General features: G+C 61.2%; 14 protein-coding genes. 6 read left to right on the top strand and 8 right to left on the bottom strand.

Annotated features, from left to right (window positions below; translation table 11 throughout):
* Positions 1-43: 43 nt before the first annotated feature.
* Positions 44-382: a hypothetical protein gene (locus AC2YB9_RS04875; RefSeq protein ID WP_487267633.1), complete on the bottom strand. Its 339-nt coding sequence runs from the start codon at positions 380-382 to the stop codon at positions 44-46.
* Positions 383-572: 190 nt separating this feature from the next.
* On the opposite strand from AC2YB9_RS04875, the gene AC2YB9_RS04870 reads away from it, so the two are divergent.
* Positions 573-920 (top strand): VOC family protein, encoded by a 348-nt coding sequence (locus AC2YB9_RS04870; protein ID WP_487267632.1) that lies wholly within the window; start codon positions 573-575, stop codon positions 918-920.
* A 129-nt stretch (positions 921-1049) separates the two neighbouring features.
* On the opposite strand, the gene AC2YB9_RS04865 is transcribed toward AC2YB9_RS04870, so the two are convergent.
* From AC2YB9_RS04865 to AC2YB9_RS04855, 3 genes are read right to left on the bottom strand one after another with little or no spacing between them, the layout of a single operon-like run.
* Positions 1050-1700 (bottom strand): DUF6308 family protein, encoded by a 651-nt coding sequence (locus AC2YB9_RS04865; protein ID WP_487267631.1) that lies wholly within the window; start codon positions 1698-1700, stop codon positions 1050-1052.
* 17 nt (positions 1701-1717) lie between these two features.
* The gene (locus AC2YB9_RS04860; RefSeq protein WP_487267630.1) at positions 1718-2542 is read right to left on the bottom strand and encodes a hypothetical protein; all 825 of its coding nucleotides are present in this window, start codon (positions 2540-2542) and stop codon (positions 1718-1720) included.
* Entirely contained in the window at positions 2517-3503 is a 987-nt protein-coding gene (locus AC2YB9_RS04855) for a type IV toxin-antitoxin system AbiEi family antitoxin (RefSeq protein ID WP_487267629.1), read from the bottom strand. Before AC2YB9_RS04855 ends, AC2YB9_RS04860 begins: the two co-directional genes overlap by 26 nt.
* A gap of 212 nt (positions 3504-3715) precedes the next feature.
* Here AC2YB9_RS04855 and AC2YB9_RS04850 point away from each other — a divergent pair, with 212 nt between their 5' ends.
* From AC2YB9_RS04850 to AC2YB9_RS04830, 5 genes are all read left to right on the top strand, one after another.
* Complete coding sequence (locus AC2YB9_RS04850; protein WP_487267628.1) at positions 3716-5215, top strand: type I restriction-modification system subunit M; 1500 nt, start codon at positions 3716-3718, stop codon at positions 5213-5215.
* Positions 5212-6369: a restriction endonuclease subunit S gene (locus AC2YB9_RS04845; protein ID WP_487267627.1), complete on the top strand. Its 1158-nt coding sequence runs from the start codon at positions 5212-5214 to the stop codon at positions 6367-6369. Before AC2YB9_RS04850 ends, AC2YB9_RS04845 begins: the two co-directional genes overlap by 4 nt.
* Positions 6366-7244 carry a hypothetical protein gene (locus tag AC2YB9_RS04840; RefSeq protein ID WP_487267626.1) on the top strand — a complete coding sequence of 293 codons (879 nt, stop codon included), beginning with the start codon at positions 6366-6368 and terminating at the stop codon, positions 7242-7244. The genes AC2YB9_RS04845 and AC2YB9_RS04840 overlap by 4 nt, the downstream gene beginning before the upstream one ends.
* A 250-nt stretch (positions 7245-7494) precedes the next feature.
* Positions 7495-8520: a Fic family protein gene (locus tag AC2YB9_RS04835; RefSeq protein ID WP_487267625.1), complete on the top strand. Its 1026-nt coding sequence runs from the start codon at positions 7495-7497 to the stop codon at positions 8518-8520.
* Entirely contained in the window at positions 8517-11888 is a 3372-nt protein-coding gene (locus AC2YB9_RS04830; protein ID WP_487267624.1) for a DEAD/DEAH box helicase family protein, read from the top strand. The genes AC2YB9_RS04835 and AC2YB9_RS04830 overlap by 4 nt, the downstream gene beginning before the upstream one ends.
* Before the next feature lie 192 nt (positions 11889-12080).
* Here AC2YB9_RS04830 and AC2YB9_RS04825 read toward each other — a convergent pair whose 3' ends face one another.
* Genes AC2YB9_RS04825 through AC2YB9_RS04810 form a run of 4 tightly spaced genes read right to left on the bottom strand, consistent with a single transcriptional unit; the run spans position 12081 to position 15039 of the window.
* Positions 12081-12284: a ferredoxin gene (locus AC2YB9_RS04825; protein ID WP_487267623.1), complete on the bottom strand. Its 204-nt coding sequence runs from the start codon at positions 12282-12284 to the stop codon at positions 12081-12083.
* Positions 12281-13516 (bottom strand): NADH-ubiquinone oxidoreductase-F iron-sulfur binding region domain-containing protein, encoded by a 1236-nt coding sequence (locus AC2YB9_RS04820; RefSeq protein WP_487267622.1) that lies wholly within the window; start codon positions 13514-13516, stop codon positions 12281-12283. Before AC2YB9_RS04820 ends, AC2YB9_RS04825 begins: the two co-directional genes overlap by 4 nt.
* Positions 13513-14097: a ferric reductase-like transmembrane domain-containing protein gene (locus AC2YB9_RS04815; RefSeq protein ID WP_487267621.1), complete on the bottom strand. Its 585-nt coding sequence runs from the start codon at positions 14095-14097 to the stop codon at positions 13513-13515. The genes AC2YB9_RS04820 and AC2YB9_RS04815 overlap by 4 nt, the downstream gene beginning before the upstream one ends.
* Positions 14098-15039, bottom strand: a complete 942-nt coding sequence (locus AC2YB9_RS04810) for an FAD:protein FMN transferase (RefSeq protein WP_487267620.1) — start codon at positions 15037-15039, stop codon at positions 14098-14100. It lies immediately after the preceding gene.
* Positions 15040-15041 lie beyond the last annotated feature (2 nt).

Below are 15041 nucleotides of genomic sequence, written 5' to 3'. Positions count from 1 at the left end.
GTTCATCGTCGCCGTTTTGCATCGCGGTGCGAGCGTCCGTCGACTAGTTGTCGCGGTCGGTTTCGCGCTGGCGGAGGAGGTCGTCGCGGTCTTGACTGACTACTTCGGTCTCATGACGAGATTGTTTGAGTTGGGCACGCGCCGCGCGGTCTCGGCGCACGGTGCTCAGCACACCGGTCAGCAGCAGGCTCAGCCCGAGCATGGCAATGACCCCGACGACAATGCCATAGAGAAAAAGAGTTCCGGTAGAGCCGGTCACGCTGAAGCCGAACACCGAGAATTCGTCGGTCGGCGGCTGTCCGCCGCCAGCGTTGCCGAGCACCCCCGCGAGACCAACGATCGTCGCAACCGCCATCAGGGTCAACCCAAGAATGATGATCATTGCCGGCCTACTTCCTGTTTAGAGTGTTGCTGACCTTGTCGACAATTTCGTCGATCTTGGCGCAGCCCTTCATCCGATTGGGCTTACCGCGCATACCGCAACGCTCAGTCTGTTGTATGCCGTGACTCTAGCGCTGCGGGTTGAGATACTCCACCATCAGACAGTGCGACGAGCGTGATCTCCTTCGTGCGTGCAGATCCAACGAATCGTTCCCAACCTGACAGTGACCGATCTTGACGCGGCGGTCCGCGAGCACACCGACATCTTGGGGCTCAAGGTAGTCATGAACCACGGCTGGATCGTAACCCTTGCCGACGATGCCGGGCATCAACTGAGCCTGATGACCATGGACGCCACGGGACCGGTGAATCCCGACGTCTCCGTATTCGTCGACGATGTCCGGGCCGCATACAAGACGGCCGTCGCTGCCGGTATCAAGATCCTCTATCCGCTCACGACGGAGGACTGGGGCGTGCTGCGCTTCTTCTACCGCGATTCGTCCGGTCGCGTGGTCAACGTCGGCGCACGTCTGACCTGACACGAGCCCGCGATCGACTCAAACGTTGAAATTCGAATGTTGGACATCATTGACAGTTTTGGACTGTTTTGGAACCTCTTGCGGACTATTTACGGACCGCTGGAGCACCTAATCACTGGCATGCGCGCTTCAGCCGATCGCATCCGCCACGGGCTTCTCGCGGGTCGCTTCACCCTTCGAGCGCCACGCCAAAATGTCGAATTGTTCGCCATGGGCATGCAGATCATTGCGTATGGCAAGACTCCCGAGGACGACGTAGTCGGCGCACGAGCGCTTGCCTTCGTGGCGCACTGCATCTGTCCCCAAATAGCATTTTCGTACCCACCGGTCGTGTAGTACAACCGACGAAGGTCGCTTGCGGTGGAGCACCTTCGACAGTGTTGTTCCTTGTACGTTCCAGATGCCAGCGTCATCGAGGATCGCGTATAACGGAGCGATGCCCTCGCGGACATCAGAGTCGGTCAGCGCGACCAAGTCCGTCGCCAAGAGGCTGTTCGCCAGCGCGAGCTCCAATCTGGGCCGGGCAACCTGGAGTGCGTTGTAGGAGCGGATTTTCACCGGTACGTTGAGCAAAGTGGGCGCCAGCAGATCAGCGTCGGACAACTCGTCTGGTTGCGAAGAACCGCCGCAGAATCGATCGTAAGCCGGAAACGCGTATGGATTGCCCGATACCCGATTGCTGTCGGCGTCGGCGTCGGCGTAGTCGCGCACCCATTCCATCGCAGTTGCCAGTGGCATCTCAACATGGCCAACTCTGATGAGGCCCAGCGGAGAACTCATGGCCGGAGGCTATCCGATCAATCCTGAAGGCCGCGGGTAATCGCGTCGATGAGTTGGCGACGGCGCTCCTCTTCGCGCGGCCAGGCAGGTCCGCCACGAAGTTCGAGTTGGTTGATCAGGAGGCCAACGTTGCCGGGCCAGCGTCCCAGAAGATCGGCCTGCCGGGCCGGGCCAAGCGTTGCGACGAAATCGATGCCGAGCAGATGGGCGGCCGCAAGTGGCACGTCGACTCCCTCGGCGATCAGGATCTCGTTGCCTGCGGCCGACTCGTACAGGCGTTCCTGAACGTCAGACGACTCGGCATACCAATACAGGATCAGCGCGATGTCCGAAGCGTCCTTCGCCTCGAGCCAAGCCGAACGGTCCAGCCAAGCACCAAACTTCGCTGCTGCGAAGCCAGCAACGGTAGGGATACGGATCGTTGGCGGTAGGACAAGTGGGAGCGACGTACTGAAGACCTCATCGAATGCCCAGACGCTCATCGTCTCGCCGCGCGAAGGAGGCGAGACGATGCCCAATGGGTCTTCGATGTCGCCGAACGGCAACAGGTCGACGTCAACGTCGGCGATTCGGAAGCGGATGCCGGTATTGCCAACTCTCGGGAACGCTGTGGCCAGCGCCCGATAAGAATCCCAGGAGGTCAGCGCAAGCGCGACGTCAATGTCACGGGTGGCGGTTGTCGGGAAGGCGTGCCCCAGTGCGTGGTGCAGGATGTCGCGACACCATGCGCCAACAAGCATCAGTTCGCCCGGCGCCACGTCATCGGCAGCGACTAGCGCGGCCTCAACCACGCGAGTAACCGGGCCAATGAAGTCGTCAGGCGTGTCCGTCAGATCCAGCAAAGCGGCTCCTCCACTCCTTCGCGGCGCTGCGTACGCGTGGATCCTCGCTCGACAGGAGGTCGGCATACACCAGTGGCCAGGGTGCCTGCCGCACGCCGGGAATATGAGCGCCGTTGTCATCTGGTGCTCGCCAGAATTTGCGTCGGACCGCGACGTTGGCACGCCCGTCCGACCGCCACTTGTTAGTGATCGGCAGATGAGGGTCGAGTCTTTCGACGTAGAGCGTCAACGTCACGGGCCGGATCAGGCCGTCTGCCGCGCTCTCGCCCGAGATGAAAACCTGGTCATCCGCATCCGGCGTCCGGACGCCGTCGATCTCTCCTCGGAACGTCGCTAGTGTGAGCTTCTTGGCGAGCCCGGTCGGGAACGCAGCCGCCCACAAATCAAGCAACTCAGTTTGATGCGCGTGGGAGCGTTCGTGTCCGTATCCAGACTCTCGGAGCAGTTCAAGCGTGTTGTGGGCCTGCCCAAGCGAGACTCCGGCGGCGTGCGCGAGCTCGCGTTGCGGAACGTCCCACAGTTGTGGCCACGCGAGCAACGCGAACACGACCTGGGCGCGACCTGTACTGAACAAGTTCCCTTCCACCGCTCGCCTCGGCACATTGACGCCCTTCGGGCGCGATCGACCGCGGACATCGATCAAGACATCGCCGAAAGCGATCCAAGCATTTCCCGCAGAATCGACATACTGGACCCCGGCCTGCCGATAAGCGGTTGCCGACCGGGTGGTCACGAACGTCGTGAAAACCATGATCGGCAGATCATCATCGCCGGCGCCTATTGTATCGCCGAACTGCACCGCTGGCCCATAGATCAGGGCATAGTCTTGACCTGCTGCGCCTCGGATGAGGCGAACCTCCGACACTTGGGCTGTCGACGAAGAGGGAAGGGCAGATCCCACCTTTGGAGCGACGCCAAGACTGTTCAGCGACGCCTCGAAGTGCTCGAGTAGTTCATCCACCTCTATCTCCGTTCACAATATGTGCTTGTTCAGGATAACTGAACATCACACGAAAGTGAACATATTAGATCGGTGTTGCAATACGCAACGCAACTTTGCTGATGATCCGATGCGGGCAACAACGAGAATTTGAACGAGCGTCGACATATTGTCAGTCACCTCTGCGAGCCTGTTCCGTTGCACCGGAGACGCCGCGCAGCAGGAGGTCAGGCATGTCTGCACTCGGACACTCGCCGGTCAGTAGAGTCCGTACTGTGATTACCGGTGAACTGAAGAGCAAAATCGACCGCGTCTGGGATTCGTTCTGGTCTGGAGGCATCAGCAACCCGCTCGAAGTCATTGAGCAGATCACCTATCTCCTCTTTATCCGCCGTCTCGATGACTTGCAAACCCTGGCCGAGAAGAAGGCCCGCATCGCCGGCACGATCGAAGACCCCGTGTTCCTTCCCGGTCAAGCACGCCTGCGTTGGAGCCAGTTCAAGAACGAGGCGCCCGAGGTCATGCACAAGACCATCGCCGACGACGTGTTCCCGTTCCTACGCTCACTTGGCGGTGACGGTTCCACGTACAGCGAGCATATGAAGGACGCCCGCTTCACAATCCCGACTCCGGCGCTGCTGTCCAAGGTCGTCGACATGCTCGACGACATCCCGATGACGGACCGCGACACCAACGGCGATTTGTATGAGTACATGCTCTCCAAGATCGCCAGCGCTGGCACAAACGGGCAGTTCCGCACCCCACGGCACATCATCGATCTCATGGTCGCGATGACCGCACCCAAACCGGGCGACGAGATCTGCGACCCCGCCTGTGGCACGGCAGGCTTCCTGGTCGCCGCGTCAGAGTATGTACGCGCTCAGCACCCGAGCGCGCTGACCAACGCGACGCAACGGGCACACTTTCACAACTCGATGTTCCACGGCTATGACTTCGACTCCACGATGCTGCGTATCGGCTCCATGAACATGTTGCTGCATGGCATCGAGGCTCCTGACATCCGATATCGCGACTCGCTGTCTGAAGGTGCCAGCGAGAACACCGAAAGGTATTCGCTGGTACTCGCCAACCCGCCGTTCGCGGGATCGCTCGATTACGAGTCGACGTCTAAGGATCTGCAGCGGGTCGTGAAGACCAAGAAGACTGAACTGCTCTTTTTGGCGCTGTTCCTCAAACTACTCAAACCCGGCGGTCGTGCCGCGGTCATCGTCCCCGACGGCGTGCTGTTCGGTTCATCGAAGGCGCATAAGGAGCTGCGGCGGATCTTGGTTGAGGATCAGAAGCTCGATGCGGTCGTCAAACTTCCGTCGGGTGTCTTCAGACCGTATGCAGGAGTGTCCACCGCGATCCTGCTGTTCACCAAAACAGACTCCGGCGGCACCGATGACGTCTGGTTCTACGACGTTAAGGCAGACGGCTTCTCCCTCGACGACAAACGCAACCCAATCGATGCAAATGATCTCCCCGACGCGTTGCAGCGGTGGGGGTCGCATACGACCACCGAACGTGACCGCGCCCGCACCGAACAATCATTCTGTGTGCCGAAGGCCGACATCGTCGCCCAAGGCTACGACCTCTCACTCAACCGCTACAAAGAGATCGTCTACGACGAGATCGATCACCGCGCTCCGCTGGAGATCATCGGTGACATCGAAGGCTTGGAAGAAGAGATCGCCAAGGGGCTCGCTGGGTTGAAGGCGATGCTCGCGTGAAAACAGCAACACTCTGCGAGGTTGCAGCCATTAACCCCCGTGGCGATTCAATCGGGCCTGACGAAGAGATCTCATTCGTCGGAATGGCTGAACTCGACGCACAAACTGCGACAGCAACCCCGCTCGCAACGCGGCCCTACTCCGACGTCGCAAAAGGATACACAGTCTTTCACGATCAAGACATTCTCGCGGCGAAGATCACTCCATGCTGGGAGAATGGAAAGGTTGGCCAGGCGTTCCTTGACCATCCGATCGGCGTGGGCTCGACCGAGTTTCACGTTGTGCGTCCCGGACCTAGTCTCGACCGAAGGTACGTTCTTCACTTCCTCCGCCAGCCGTCCATCCGTGCTGCTGGCGAGCTCCGTATGACCGGCAGCGGCGGACAGCGACGAGTCTCTGTCGACTTTCTGAAGTCACTCGAAATTGCTCTGCCATCCATCGCCGAGCAGCGCCGTATTGCTGCGATCCTTGACCATGCCGTCTCACTTCGCACCAAGCGGCGACAGGTACTCGCTCACCTCGACGCCCTCACCCAATCGATCTTCAACGACATGTTCGGTGTTCGCGACGACACTCGCGTGAGGCTGGATTCGCTCATCGACATTGACGACCGGATGAACTATGGGGTTGTGCAGCCCGGCGACGACGTACAAGACGGCATACCGCTGATCCGAGTATCCGATCTTGCGGATGGAAGGGTTGAACGGCAGGGCCTGAAGCACATCTCACCTGAGATCGAAGGCCCTTATAAGCGGTCTCGGATAAGAGGTACCGAGATCCTCGTGAGCAGTGTTGGGAGCATCGGCCGTGTCAGCCTCGTTGAAGGCGCGGACGTCGGGAGCAATCTCGCCCGAGCAATTACTCGCGTTCCGATCACCGACCCCGTACTTCGGAACTACGTCGCGTCATACTTAAGGACCGCGGCTCCACAGCAATATTTCAATCGTGAGGTGCGAACCGTCGCTCAGCCGACGTTGAACGTGACGCAGTTGGCTGCAACGGAAGTTCCACTCCCGCCAGCCAGCCTTCAACGAGAGTACGTAGGTAGGGCTGAGAAGATTGCTACCCAACGAACAACCACAACAGCCACCCAGCGCGCCGACGACGAACTTTTCGCGTCCCTTCAATCCCGCGCATTCCGAGGACACCTATGAATTCTATGACCCCTCACGAGTTGGAGCTCTCTATTCTATTAGCAATCGAGAAGTTGGAAGCCGATGGTGGCACCGCCACCATCGGTGACCTCCGACGGTTCGTGGGCAACGACGACGATGCCGCTGAGCTCGCGCAACGATTAGTGGGAAGCAGTAAACTTCGGCGCGGCAATAGTCTCGTCGCCGACTATTACCTGACGCTGGAAGGCAAGACACAAACCGATTCAGCCCGCGAACGGCAGAACAGTCGCCAGTGGCGACGGACCATGTGTCGGAAGCAAATGTTGACATGGCTCGACAATCAGGGACCGGTCGAGACTCCTGTGGATCCCCAAGCATTCACGAGCACGTTGGATGGCCGGCCCTTTGACGAGGGCGAGGTAGCAGAATCGATCAGTTACCTGATCGAAGTGGGGCTTACTGCAGCCCGTGGCCCGCGACTCGTCAATGGGCGCTGGCCGATTGTGGCGATTACGCGACAGGGATCCGACTGTGTCGATAGCAATCGGGAGATCCACGCATACCTCGAAAGCCGGAACCAATCACAGACTTCAGCAGGACCCACGTTCAACATATCCGGCACCGGGAATACCTTCGCCACAGCCACCGCCGATGGCGCTAACGCGTCGGCCCACGTCGCCAATACCTTCAACATGGACGGCGCCCGTCTCTTTGCTCAGGCCGTTCGAGCGGTAGAAGAGGATCTCGTACTGAATGACGAAGCCCGAGCGGCCTTGGCAGAAATTGAGACGACCGAGAACGCTACAGCCGCTCGCCGCGCCACAAACGTCTTAGTTCAGTTTGTCGCTGCGGCTTCGGCCGGTGCTCTCGGCCAAGTACTGGGTGTCTACGGCGGCAATCTCTTGGGACTCTGACATCAATTGGGCAACTTTGACTTCGTCAGCGCGAAGCTCGCGTCGACCATACCCCTCCCATCCCGAATCCCAGTGATTGACGAGCCAACCTTCGAGAGCATGTTCGCCGACTGCACGGGACGGAACTGATGTTGAGGCCAATTGATGGCGCACCGTTGATTTGATCATTTGAGTTATTCCGCGGTGTATCAACAGTCAATGTTGATACGATTGATTGACTTTTCATTCCCTATATCAAGAGGAGCAGCCGGTGCCCCGTGGACGGCCGTCTAGAGCGAGTGTTTATGCACGCCTCGACGCGGTCATCGATGAGTTGCACAACCGTCTCGGCGGGCTCCCTTCGCCCGAGCAAGCCGACTTTGTGTGGCGGGACATCTGGCACCTAGAGGCGCATCACTCCACTGCCCTCGAGGGCAACACGTTGGTGATCCGTGAGGTCGAAGCTTTGCTTGAGCATGGGCGGGCTGTCGGCGCCAAGCCGCTCAAGGAATACATGGAGGTCAAAGGGTACGGCGATGCCGCGAGTTGGGTCTACAGCCAGGCGCACTATGGCGAAAGCCAGCAAGACGGCGAATTAGTGAATCTCACCGAACTTCGCCAGATCCACGCCACCCTGATCGGACCGGTGTGGCAGATCGCCCCGCACGACGAGGCGACGGGCAGGGAGGGTCCCGGCAGCTTTCGAGAGCATGACATCCGCCCGTTCGAGGGCGGCATGACCCCGCCGACGTGGCCACTCGTCCCTGCCAGGATTCGTGGCTGGCTGGAGCGTGCCAATGCCGAAGGCGCTCGCATGCGGGATGACTCGAATAAGCGACCGTTGCCCGAAGTCCTGGCTGTGCTGCATAGCGAATTCGAGCAGATCCATCCCTTTATCGACGGAAATGGTCGAACCGGCAGGCTCCTACTCAACTTATTCCTCGTGCGCTTGGGCTACCCGCCAATCGTGGTGATGAAGCGACAGCGTCAGGCCTACCTTTCCGCAATGCAACGTGCGGACGCCGGCGACCCCGGGCTGCTGGGTGAAATCCTCGCCCGAGCGATGCTCGACAACGTCAATCGATTCATTTTGCCCAGCGTCGCCGGCCCAGCCAGGTTGGTTCCACTGGCCGCTCTCGTCGACGAACGTTTCTCCATCGCCGCCTTGCGCCAGGCAGCCCAACGCGGTCGGCTCGAGGCATTCCAGGGCCCCGATGGGATTTGGCGAAGCAGCCGCAAGGCAGTCGATGAGTACGCCCAGAACAAGGGTCGACGTACGCCGAAGGGGTCCGTGTGAGCAACTTCGACTTCGCGAAGACGACGCTTCCTTCCGTCTATGCCGATTGCACGAGGGCAGAGTCGTATCTGTCCTCGGATCCGCGGTCGGCGGTGTTTTACAGCCGCCGTGCCGCGGAGGAGATCGTCTGGCACCTCTACGACGTACTCGGCCTGACGACGCCGTACCAGAATGATCTGGCGGCCCGGATCGGCGATGCGGCATTCAAGGCCAAGGTTGGCATCGGCATCGCGAACAAACTGACCCTGATTCGCAAAGTCGGCAATCGTGCCGTTCATGAGCTAACACCGATCCCGCCTACGGCTGCCCTGCAGGTGCTTCGGGAGTTACACCACGTCGTGGTGTGGACGGCGTTCCGGCACTCCCCCAACCCTCAAATAGTGCCGACGTCGACCCAGTTCGATCCGAGCATTGCTGCCAAGGCCGCACCGCTCTCGCGCGAAGACCTCGTCAAGCTCGCGGCCAAGTTCAAGGCCCAGGACGAGAAGTATGCGAAAGCGCTCACCGACAAGGACGAACTCGCCGCCAACAAGGATGCCGAGATCGCCAACCTCAGGGCTCAGATTGCGGCTGCCCAAGCCGCTAATACTGCGGTCGACGACCACGACTACTCCGAAGCGCAGACCCGCGATCTATTCATTGACGTCCTGCTAGCTGAGGCAGGTTGGCCGCTCGCGGAAGCGCGCGATCGCGAATATGAAGTCAGCGGCATGCCGATTTCGACAGGCTCAACCACCGGCACGGGCAAGGGATTTGTCGACTACGTGTTGTGGGGCGCCGACGGACTTCCGCTCGCGGTGGTCGAGGCCAAACGCACCACCAACAGCGCGCAGGTCGGGCAGCAGCAAGCCAAGCTGTATGCCGATTGTTTGGAGACACAGTTCGGTCGCCGCCCGGTGATCTTTTATACCAATGGCTACGAGCATTGGTTGTGGGACGACGGTGCTGGTTATCCGCCGCGTGAGGTGCAGGGGTTCTATACCCGGGATGAGCTGGATTTGATGATCCAACGCCGTCAGACACGACTCCCGCTGTCGGGTGCGCAGGTCAGCGCCGACATTGCCGGACGGCCGTACCAGGTGAGAGCAGTCAAAGCAGTCGATGACGTGTTTGATCGCAAGCAGCGTGAGGCTTTGTTGGTGATGGCAACCGGATCGGGCAAAACCCGCACCGTCATCGCTTTGGTGGACCAGTTGCAGAAGGCTAACTGGACGAAACGGGTACTGTTTCTTGCCGACCGGACCGCGCTGGTGCGGCAAGCGACGAACGCGTTCAAGACGCACCTCCCAGGATCGACGACGGTGAACCTGAGGACGGAAAAATCGACGAACGGACGGGTCTACGTATCGACCTACCAGTCGATGATGAACCTCATCGACGAAGTGGACGCAGCTGGTCGTCGGTTTGGTCCGGGTTATTTCGATTTGATCGTGATCGACGAAGCACACCGATCGATCTATTCGAAGTACGGCGCGATCTTCGACTATTTCGATGCGATGCTGGTCGGCTTGACCGCGACGCCAAAAGACGAGGTCGACCACAACACGTACCGGCTGTTCCATCTCGAAGACGGTGTGCCAACCGACGCCTACAGTCTCGATGAGGCGGTCGACGCTGGCTATTTGGTGCCGCCCAAAGGCGTCTCGGTCGGGACCGAGTTCCTTCGCCAGGGCATCAAGTATGACGGCCTCACCGAGGAAGAAAAGGATCAGTGGGACAGCCTCGAATGGGGTGAGGATGGCGCGCCAGATGAAGTCGGTGCCGAGGAGCTCAACCGATTCCTCTTCAATGAGGACACCGTGGACAAGGTGCTCGCCACCCTCATGCTTGACGGGCACAAAGTTGCCGGCGGTGACCGGCTGGGCAAGACGATCGTCTTTGCGAAAAGCCAGAAGCACGCGGAGTTCATTGCTAGACGGTTCGACATTGCCTACCCAGAGTTGGCAGGTCATTTCGCACGGGTGATCACACACGTCACGCCGTACGCGCAATCGTTGATCGACGACTTCTCGCAAAAGGAGAAGGCGCCGCACATCGCGATCAGCGTGGACATGCTCGACACTGGCATCGACATCCCCGAAATCGTCAACCTGGTCTTTTTCAGGATGGTGCGGTCGAAGTCGAAATTCTGGCAGATGATTGGGCGCGGCACCCGGCTATGCCCTGACTTGTTCGGGCCTGGCGAGGACAAGTCAGATTTCTTTGTCTTCGACTTCTGCGGCAATCTCGAATACTTCAGCCAAGACCTACCCGGATCTGAGGGCTCGACACAGAAATCGCTGACCCAGCGGCTGTTCGAGACCCGCCTCGGGCTCGTCACGGCCCTCGGCTCACATGAGCCAAGCCTGCGTGCGTCGACGACCAAGGCGCTGCACGCGTTCGTCGCCGGGATGAACCTCGACAACTTCGTCGTCCGCCCGCACCGCAAAGCCGTCGAGCGGTTCGCCGCCGCTGATGCGTGGTCGGCCCTAACGCCGGAGGATGCCGAGTCCATTCTGGCGCTTGCTGGGCTTCCGTCGACTGTTCGAGACGACGATGAGGACGCCAAGCGTTTCGATCTGCTGATCCTGCGACGTCAACTCGCTCAACTCGACGGCGATGCGGTCCTTGCCGAGCGCATTCGCGAAACGGTGCAGAACATCGCGGCAGCGCTGCTCGGCAAGACCAGGATTCCTTCCGTCGCCGAACAGGCCGTGCTGCTGGAGTCGGTCGCCAATGACGAGTGGTGGATTGACGTCACGCTGCCGATGTTGGAACTCGCCCGACTAAGGCTGCGGTCGCTCGTCCGATTCATCGAGAAGACCGTCCGCAACCCCGTCTACACCGACTTCGAAGACACCCTCAGCGATCCGACAGAAGTCCATCTCCCCGGCATCACCCCCGGCACGAACTTTGAACGCTTCCGCGCCAAAGCGGCGGCCTATCTCAAGGAACATCAGGACCATGTCGCGCTGCAACGCCTCCGTCGCAACCGGCAACTCACAGCCGACGACCTCACGTCATTGGAAGAGATGCTGGTGGCTTCTGGTGGTCAGAAGATTGAGATCGACTGGGCGGACGAACAGACCGGCGGGCTCGGACTCTTCATCCGCTCACTCGTCGGTCTTGACCGCTCGGCCGCATCGGAGGCATTCGAGCACTATTTGGACGGATCGTCGTTCTCCGTGGATCAGGTGCGCTTTGTGAACCTCATCGTTGACGAGCTCACCGCCAACGGGATCATGGAGCCCAAACGACTCTTCGAGTCGCCGTACACCGACCATGCCCCAACCGGTCCTGACTTCTTTTTCCCCGACAACGACGTCGATGTGATTGTCGAAATCCTCAGCGAGGTCAGGCTGAACGCGATCCCCAGGGGCGCAGCATAAGGGTCCCGGTGCCGTCGGCGGCCAATCGGTTTGCCCGTTACTGCGACAACTATCATCGGACCTGCCGCGTCCATGACCAGCCGCGATAGGTTGTGCGTCAAACGCGCCGAAATGACGCAGGTTTTCAGTAAGGCCCTCGGCTTAACCACCTAGTCTGGAAAATTGACTGTAGGTCACGTCGGTTCAGGTCTTTCAGTCGATCAGACGCAACGCCATCTTTGGGCAGTCTCGGACTGCTTCCTTGGCGGCTGCCCGGAGCCCTGGCGTAACCGGCCTGGTCACGATTGGGTAGCCCCAGGGGTCGAGATCGACCACTTCGGGCAGTAGTTCGTGGCAGAGGCCCCGGCCTTCGCAACGCTGCCAGTCCACGCGGAGGCCGGACTCGGGGTGGTTCATCGAGGCACCGCCTCGACGAGCTCGGGATCTGACCACTGCCGCATTGCGCAGCAGCCGTGGGTGTGGGCCGCGACCTCGTCAGGGAAGGACGTGAGTGTCGAGCGAACTAGGCGTGCGGTCCCGGTAGGGTGCGCGCACGCACCACGCCCGGTTACCAGCCCGACGAGCTGTTCGACCGGCTCCGCTGGGCCGCCAGCAACGAGCGACTCGAACGCCGTGGCGAGCGCCGGCAGCCCGCGGAAGCAGGGCCCGCAACGCTTCGCGGATTGGCTTGCCAGGTAGCGCGTAATCGTAGCGGTGAAGTTGAGGGCGCACGTTCTGGGAGGTAGAGGCAACACGACTCCCGCACCCAGTGCGAGGCCTACGTCGGCGAGGTCGGTGTGTGACACCGTGAGCCGGTCAAGAAGCCCGGCGGGCGCCCAGAGGCCATGGTAGCCGCCGAGTAGCACTGGGCCGGACAGTTCCTCTGGGGTTAGGACGGCACGCCACGGGGTTCCATGCGGAGTTTCCACCACTCTGGTTGCTCCGGACGGTTCGCGGATGCTGAGTAGCCGGGTGCCAGGCTCGGCGATGGGACCTGGGACGTCCGACTCACCGAGGGCAAGCGCCGCGAGTTGGGCGTAGGTCTCGCCGTTGGAGAGTAGCGTCGGCTGACCGCGCAGCCCCGAAACGGCTGCCGGCTGCCAGGAGGTCACGGGCAGATTCACTCGGCCTTCGATCAGTTCGGTCACTGCACTGGCCTCGCCAGCTACGAACCGCGGCGTCGCAGTGTGCAAGCGCCACCGACGTCTGGCAGTGTGGTCCTCGGACCGCCTCTCCTCGAGGGCGCGGCCGAAAGAGTGGGCTGCCTCGGGATGCTCGGCTGGCATCACCAAGTGAACCTCGCGGGTCCCGAGCGCGTTGGCGGCTAAGGTCGCGCCGTCGAGTATTAGGTGCGGCTGGTGTAGCGCAAGTGCTAGGTCCTTGCGGCTGGCCGGTTCGCCCTCGCTGAGGTTAACCACAACGTGGCGCCGCCGCGACCGTGCTGCTGCGGTTGCGGTTGCGCGAAGCTTCGTGGCGAATGGAAAGGCTGCGCCGCCTCGGCCCCGCAGTCCAGATCTGTCGGCCAGATCGAGTAGTTCGCTGAGGTCGAGCGCTGGTACCTGTCCGCGCCATGCACGATGGGTGTCGAGGTCGGGCGAGGGCGCGCGCAGCAGCCACGGGCCCGGTATGACGCGCATGTCACCTGTCATCGTGGGGCTCCCGGCAGGCCGAGTGGACGTCGCCGGGCAGCAAGTGCATCGGCGGCTACCCGGACGAAGACCGCGGCCGCGACCGCCACGACACAGCCCAGCCCGATCTGTTGGCCCCAGGACGTTGTTGCGTCGGTGCCGATTCCGATCGAGTGTGCCATCGCGACGGGCCATGTCAGGTAACCGAACAGGTGTAAGACGTGCCAGGTTCGGTGGTCGAGCCGTTGTCGAAGAATGCTAGAGAAGACGACCAGCAGCATCACGTCGAAGGCGAGGCTGCCTAGGCCTAACCACAGTGGTTTGTAGGTCGCTCCGACGGGGGACAATACCTGCCACCAGCGGATGTCGACGTAGCTGTCGACAACCGCTGTCACCGCGTGGCCGACCACGAGCACGAAAGCGAGTATGCCCAGGTTGCGGTGCAGTTGCTGGCTCATGAACCTCGGTACCAGCCGGGACGTTCCGGGCCGCGCGCTCAGGATGCCTAGGCATAGCGTCGAGGTCAGTATCAGGAGCAGGGCCACACCGCTACCTCGGTTGAGATACCAGAGCATCGGGCCCTGGGTAAATGAGTCGAGCATTCAGGCCTCCTTCGGAGTCGCGGCGGGCCAGTGTCCGGACCGGTGGACTGTGCCGTCGACATGAACGAGCCGCGCATCCACGCTGTGTTGGGAGAACCAGTACTCCGCGTCGGGTCCGAGGACGATGGCAGCCGTGCTCGCGACGTTGGCCGCGACACAGGTTGGACCGGTTGCTGTGACTGTGCGCCAATACGGCTGCACCGGTCGTCCAGTCCGTGGGTCGAGGAGATGGTGTTGGGCGACGCCACCTGCGACCCAACGACGCACGAGCGTGGAGGAGGTAGCCAACCCACCCGTATCGAGCAAGATTTCCTCGGGCGCGAGCTCGTCGCCGACGCCGTCTGGGTGCTCGGTGAGGACCACCGGCCAATCTTGGCGCCCGGGGCCGGCGATACGGATATCGCCACCCAGGCTCACCAACGCGTCGCCGCCGATGGCATCGACTAGCGTCATCGCGAGTAGATCGGCGGCCCAAGCCTTAGCGGTCGCGCCGAGGTCGAGCTGTACGCCCGTCGGTACGAAGACGGCGCCATCCGGGTCGACTTGGACCTCACGCCACGCGTCTGGCCGCGGCGAGACAGACGGCAACTGGCGGGCATCTGCGCGCGCGAGTACGACGGACAGGTCTGTGTCATAACCGATATTGACTAGTTGGTGGCCCAAGCAGGGATCGACTAGACCGTCAGTGTCACGAGCGGCGTCGACGGCGACACTCATTGCGGCAGTGAGCAGCGGACCGGCCTCGGTCCACCGGCCAGCGCGCGCGTTGGCGCGGCTCAGGTCGGAGTCGGCGCGAAACCGGCTGCACGTGCGGTCGACCTCGGCGAGCACGGTCTGGGAGAGTTCGATGGCACGCTCGAGATGGCCAGTGGTGCTGATATGTACGTAGGTCCCCAAGGCACGGAATTTATGGTGCCCGACCCGTTGCGGGACAGCGGTCATGG

The sequence above is a fragment of the Aeromicrobium changchenzhani genome (genome assembly GCF_057586615.1).
The sequence above is the reverse complement of the archived record's forward strand: the minus strand, read 5'-3'. Positions and strand labels throughout refer to the sequence as shown.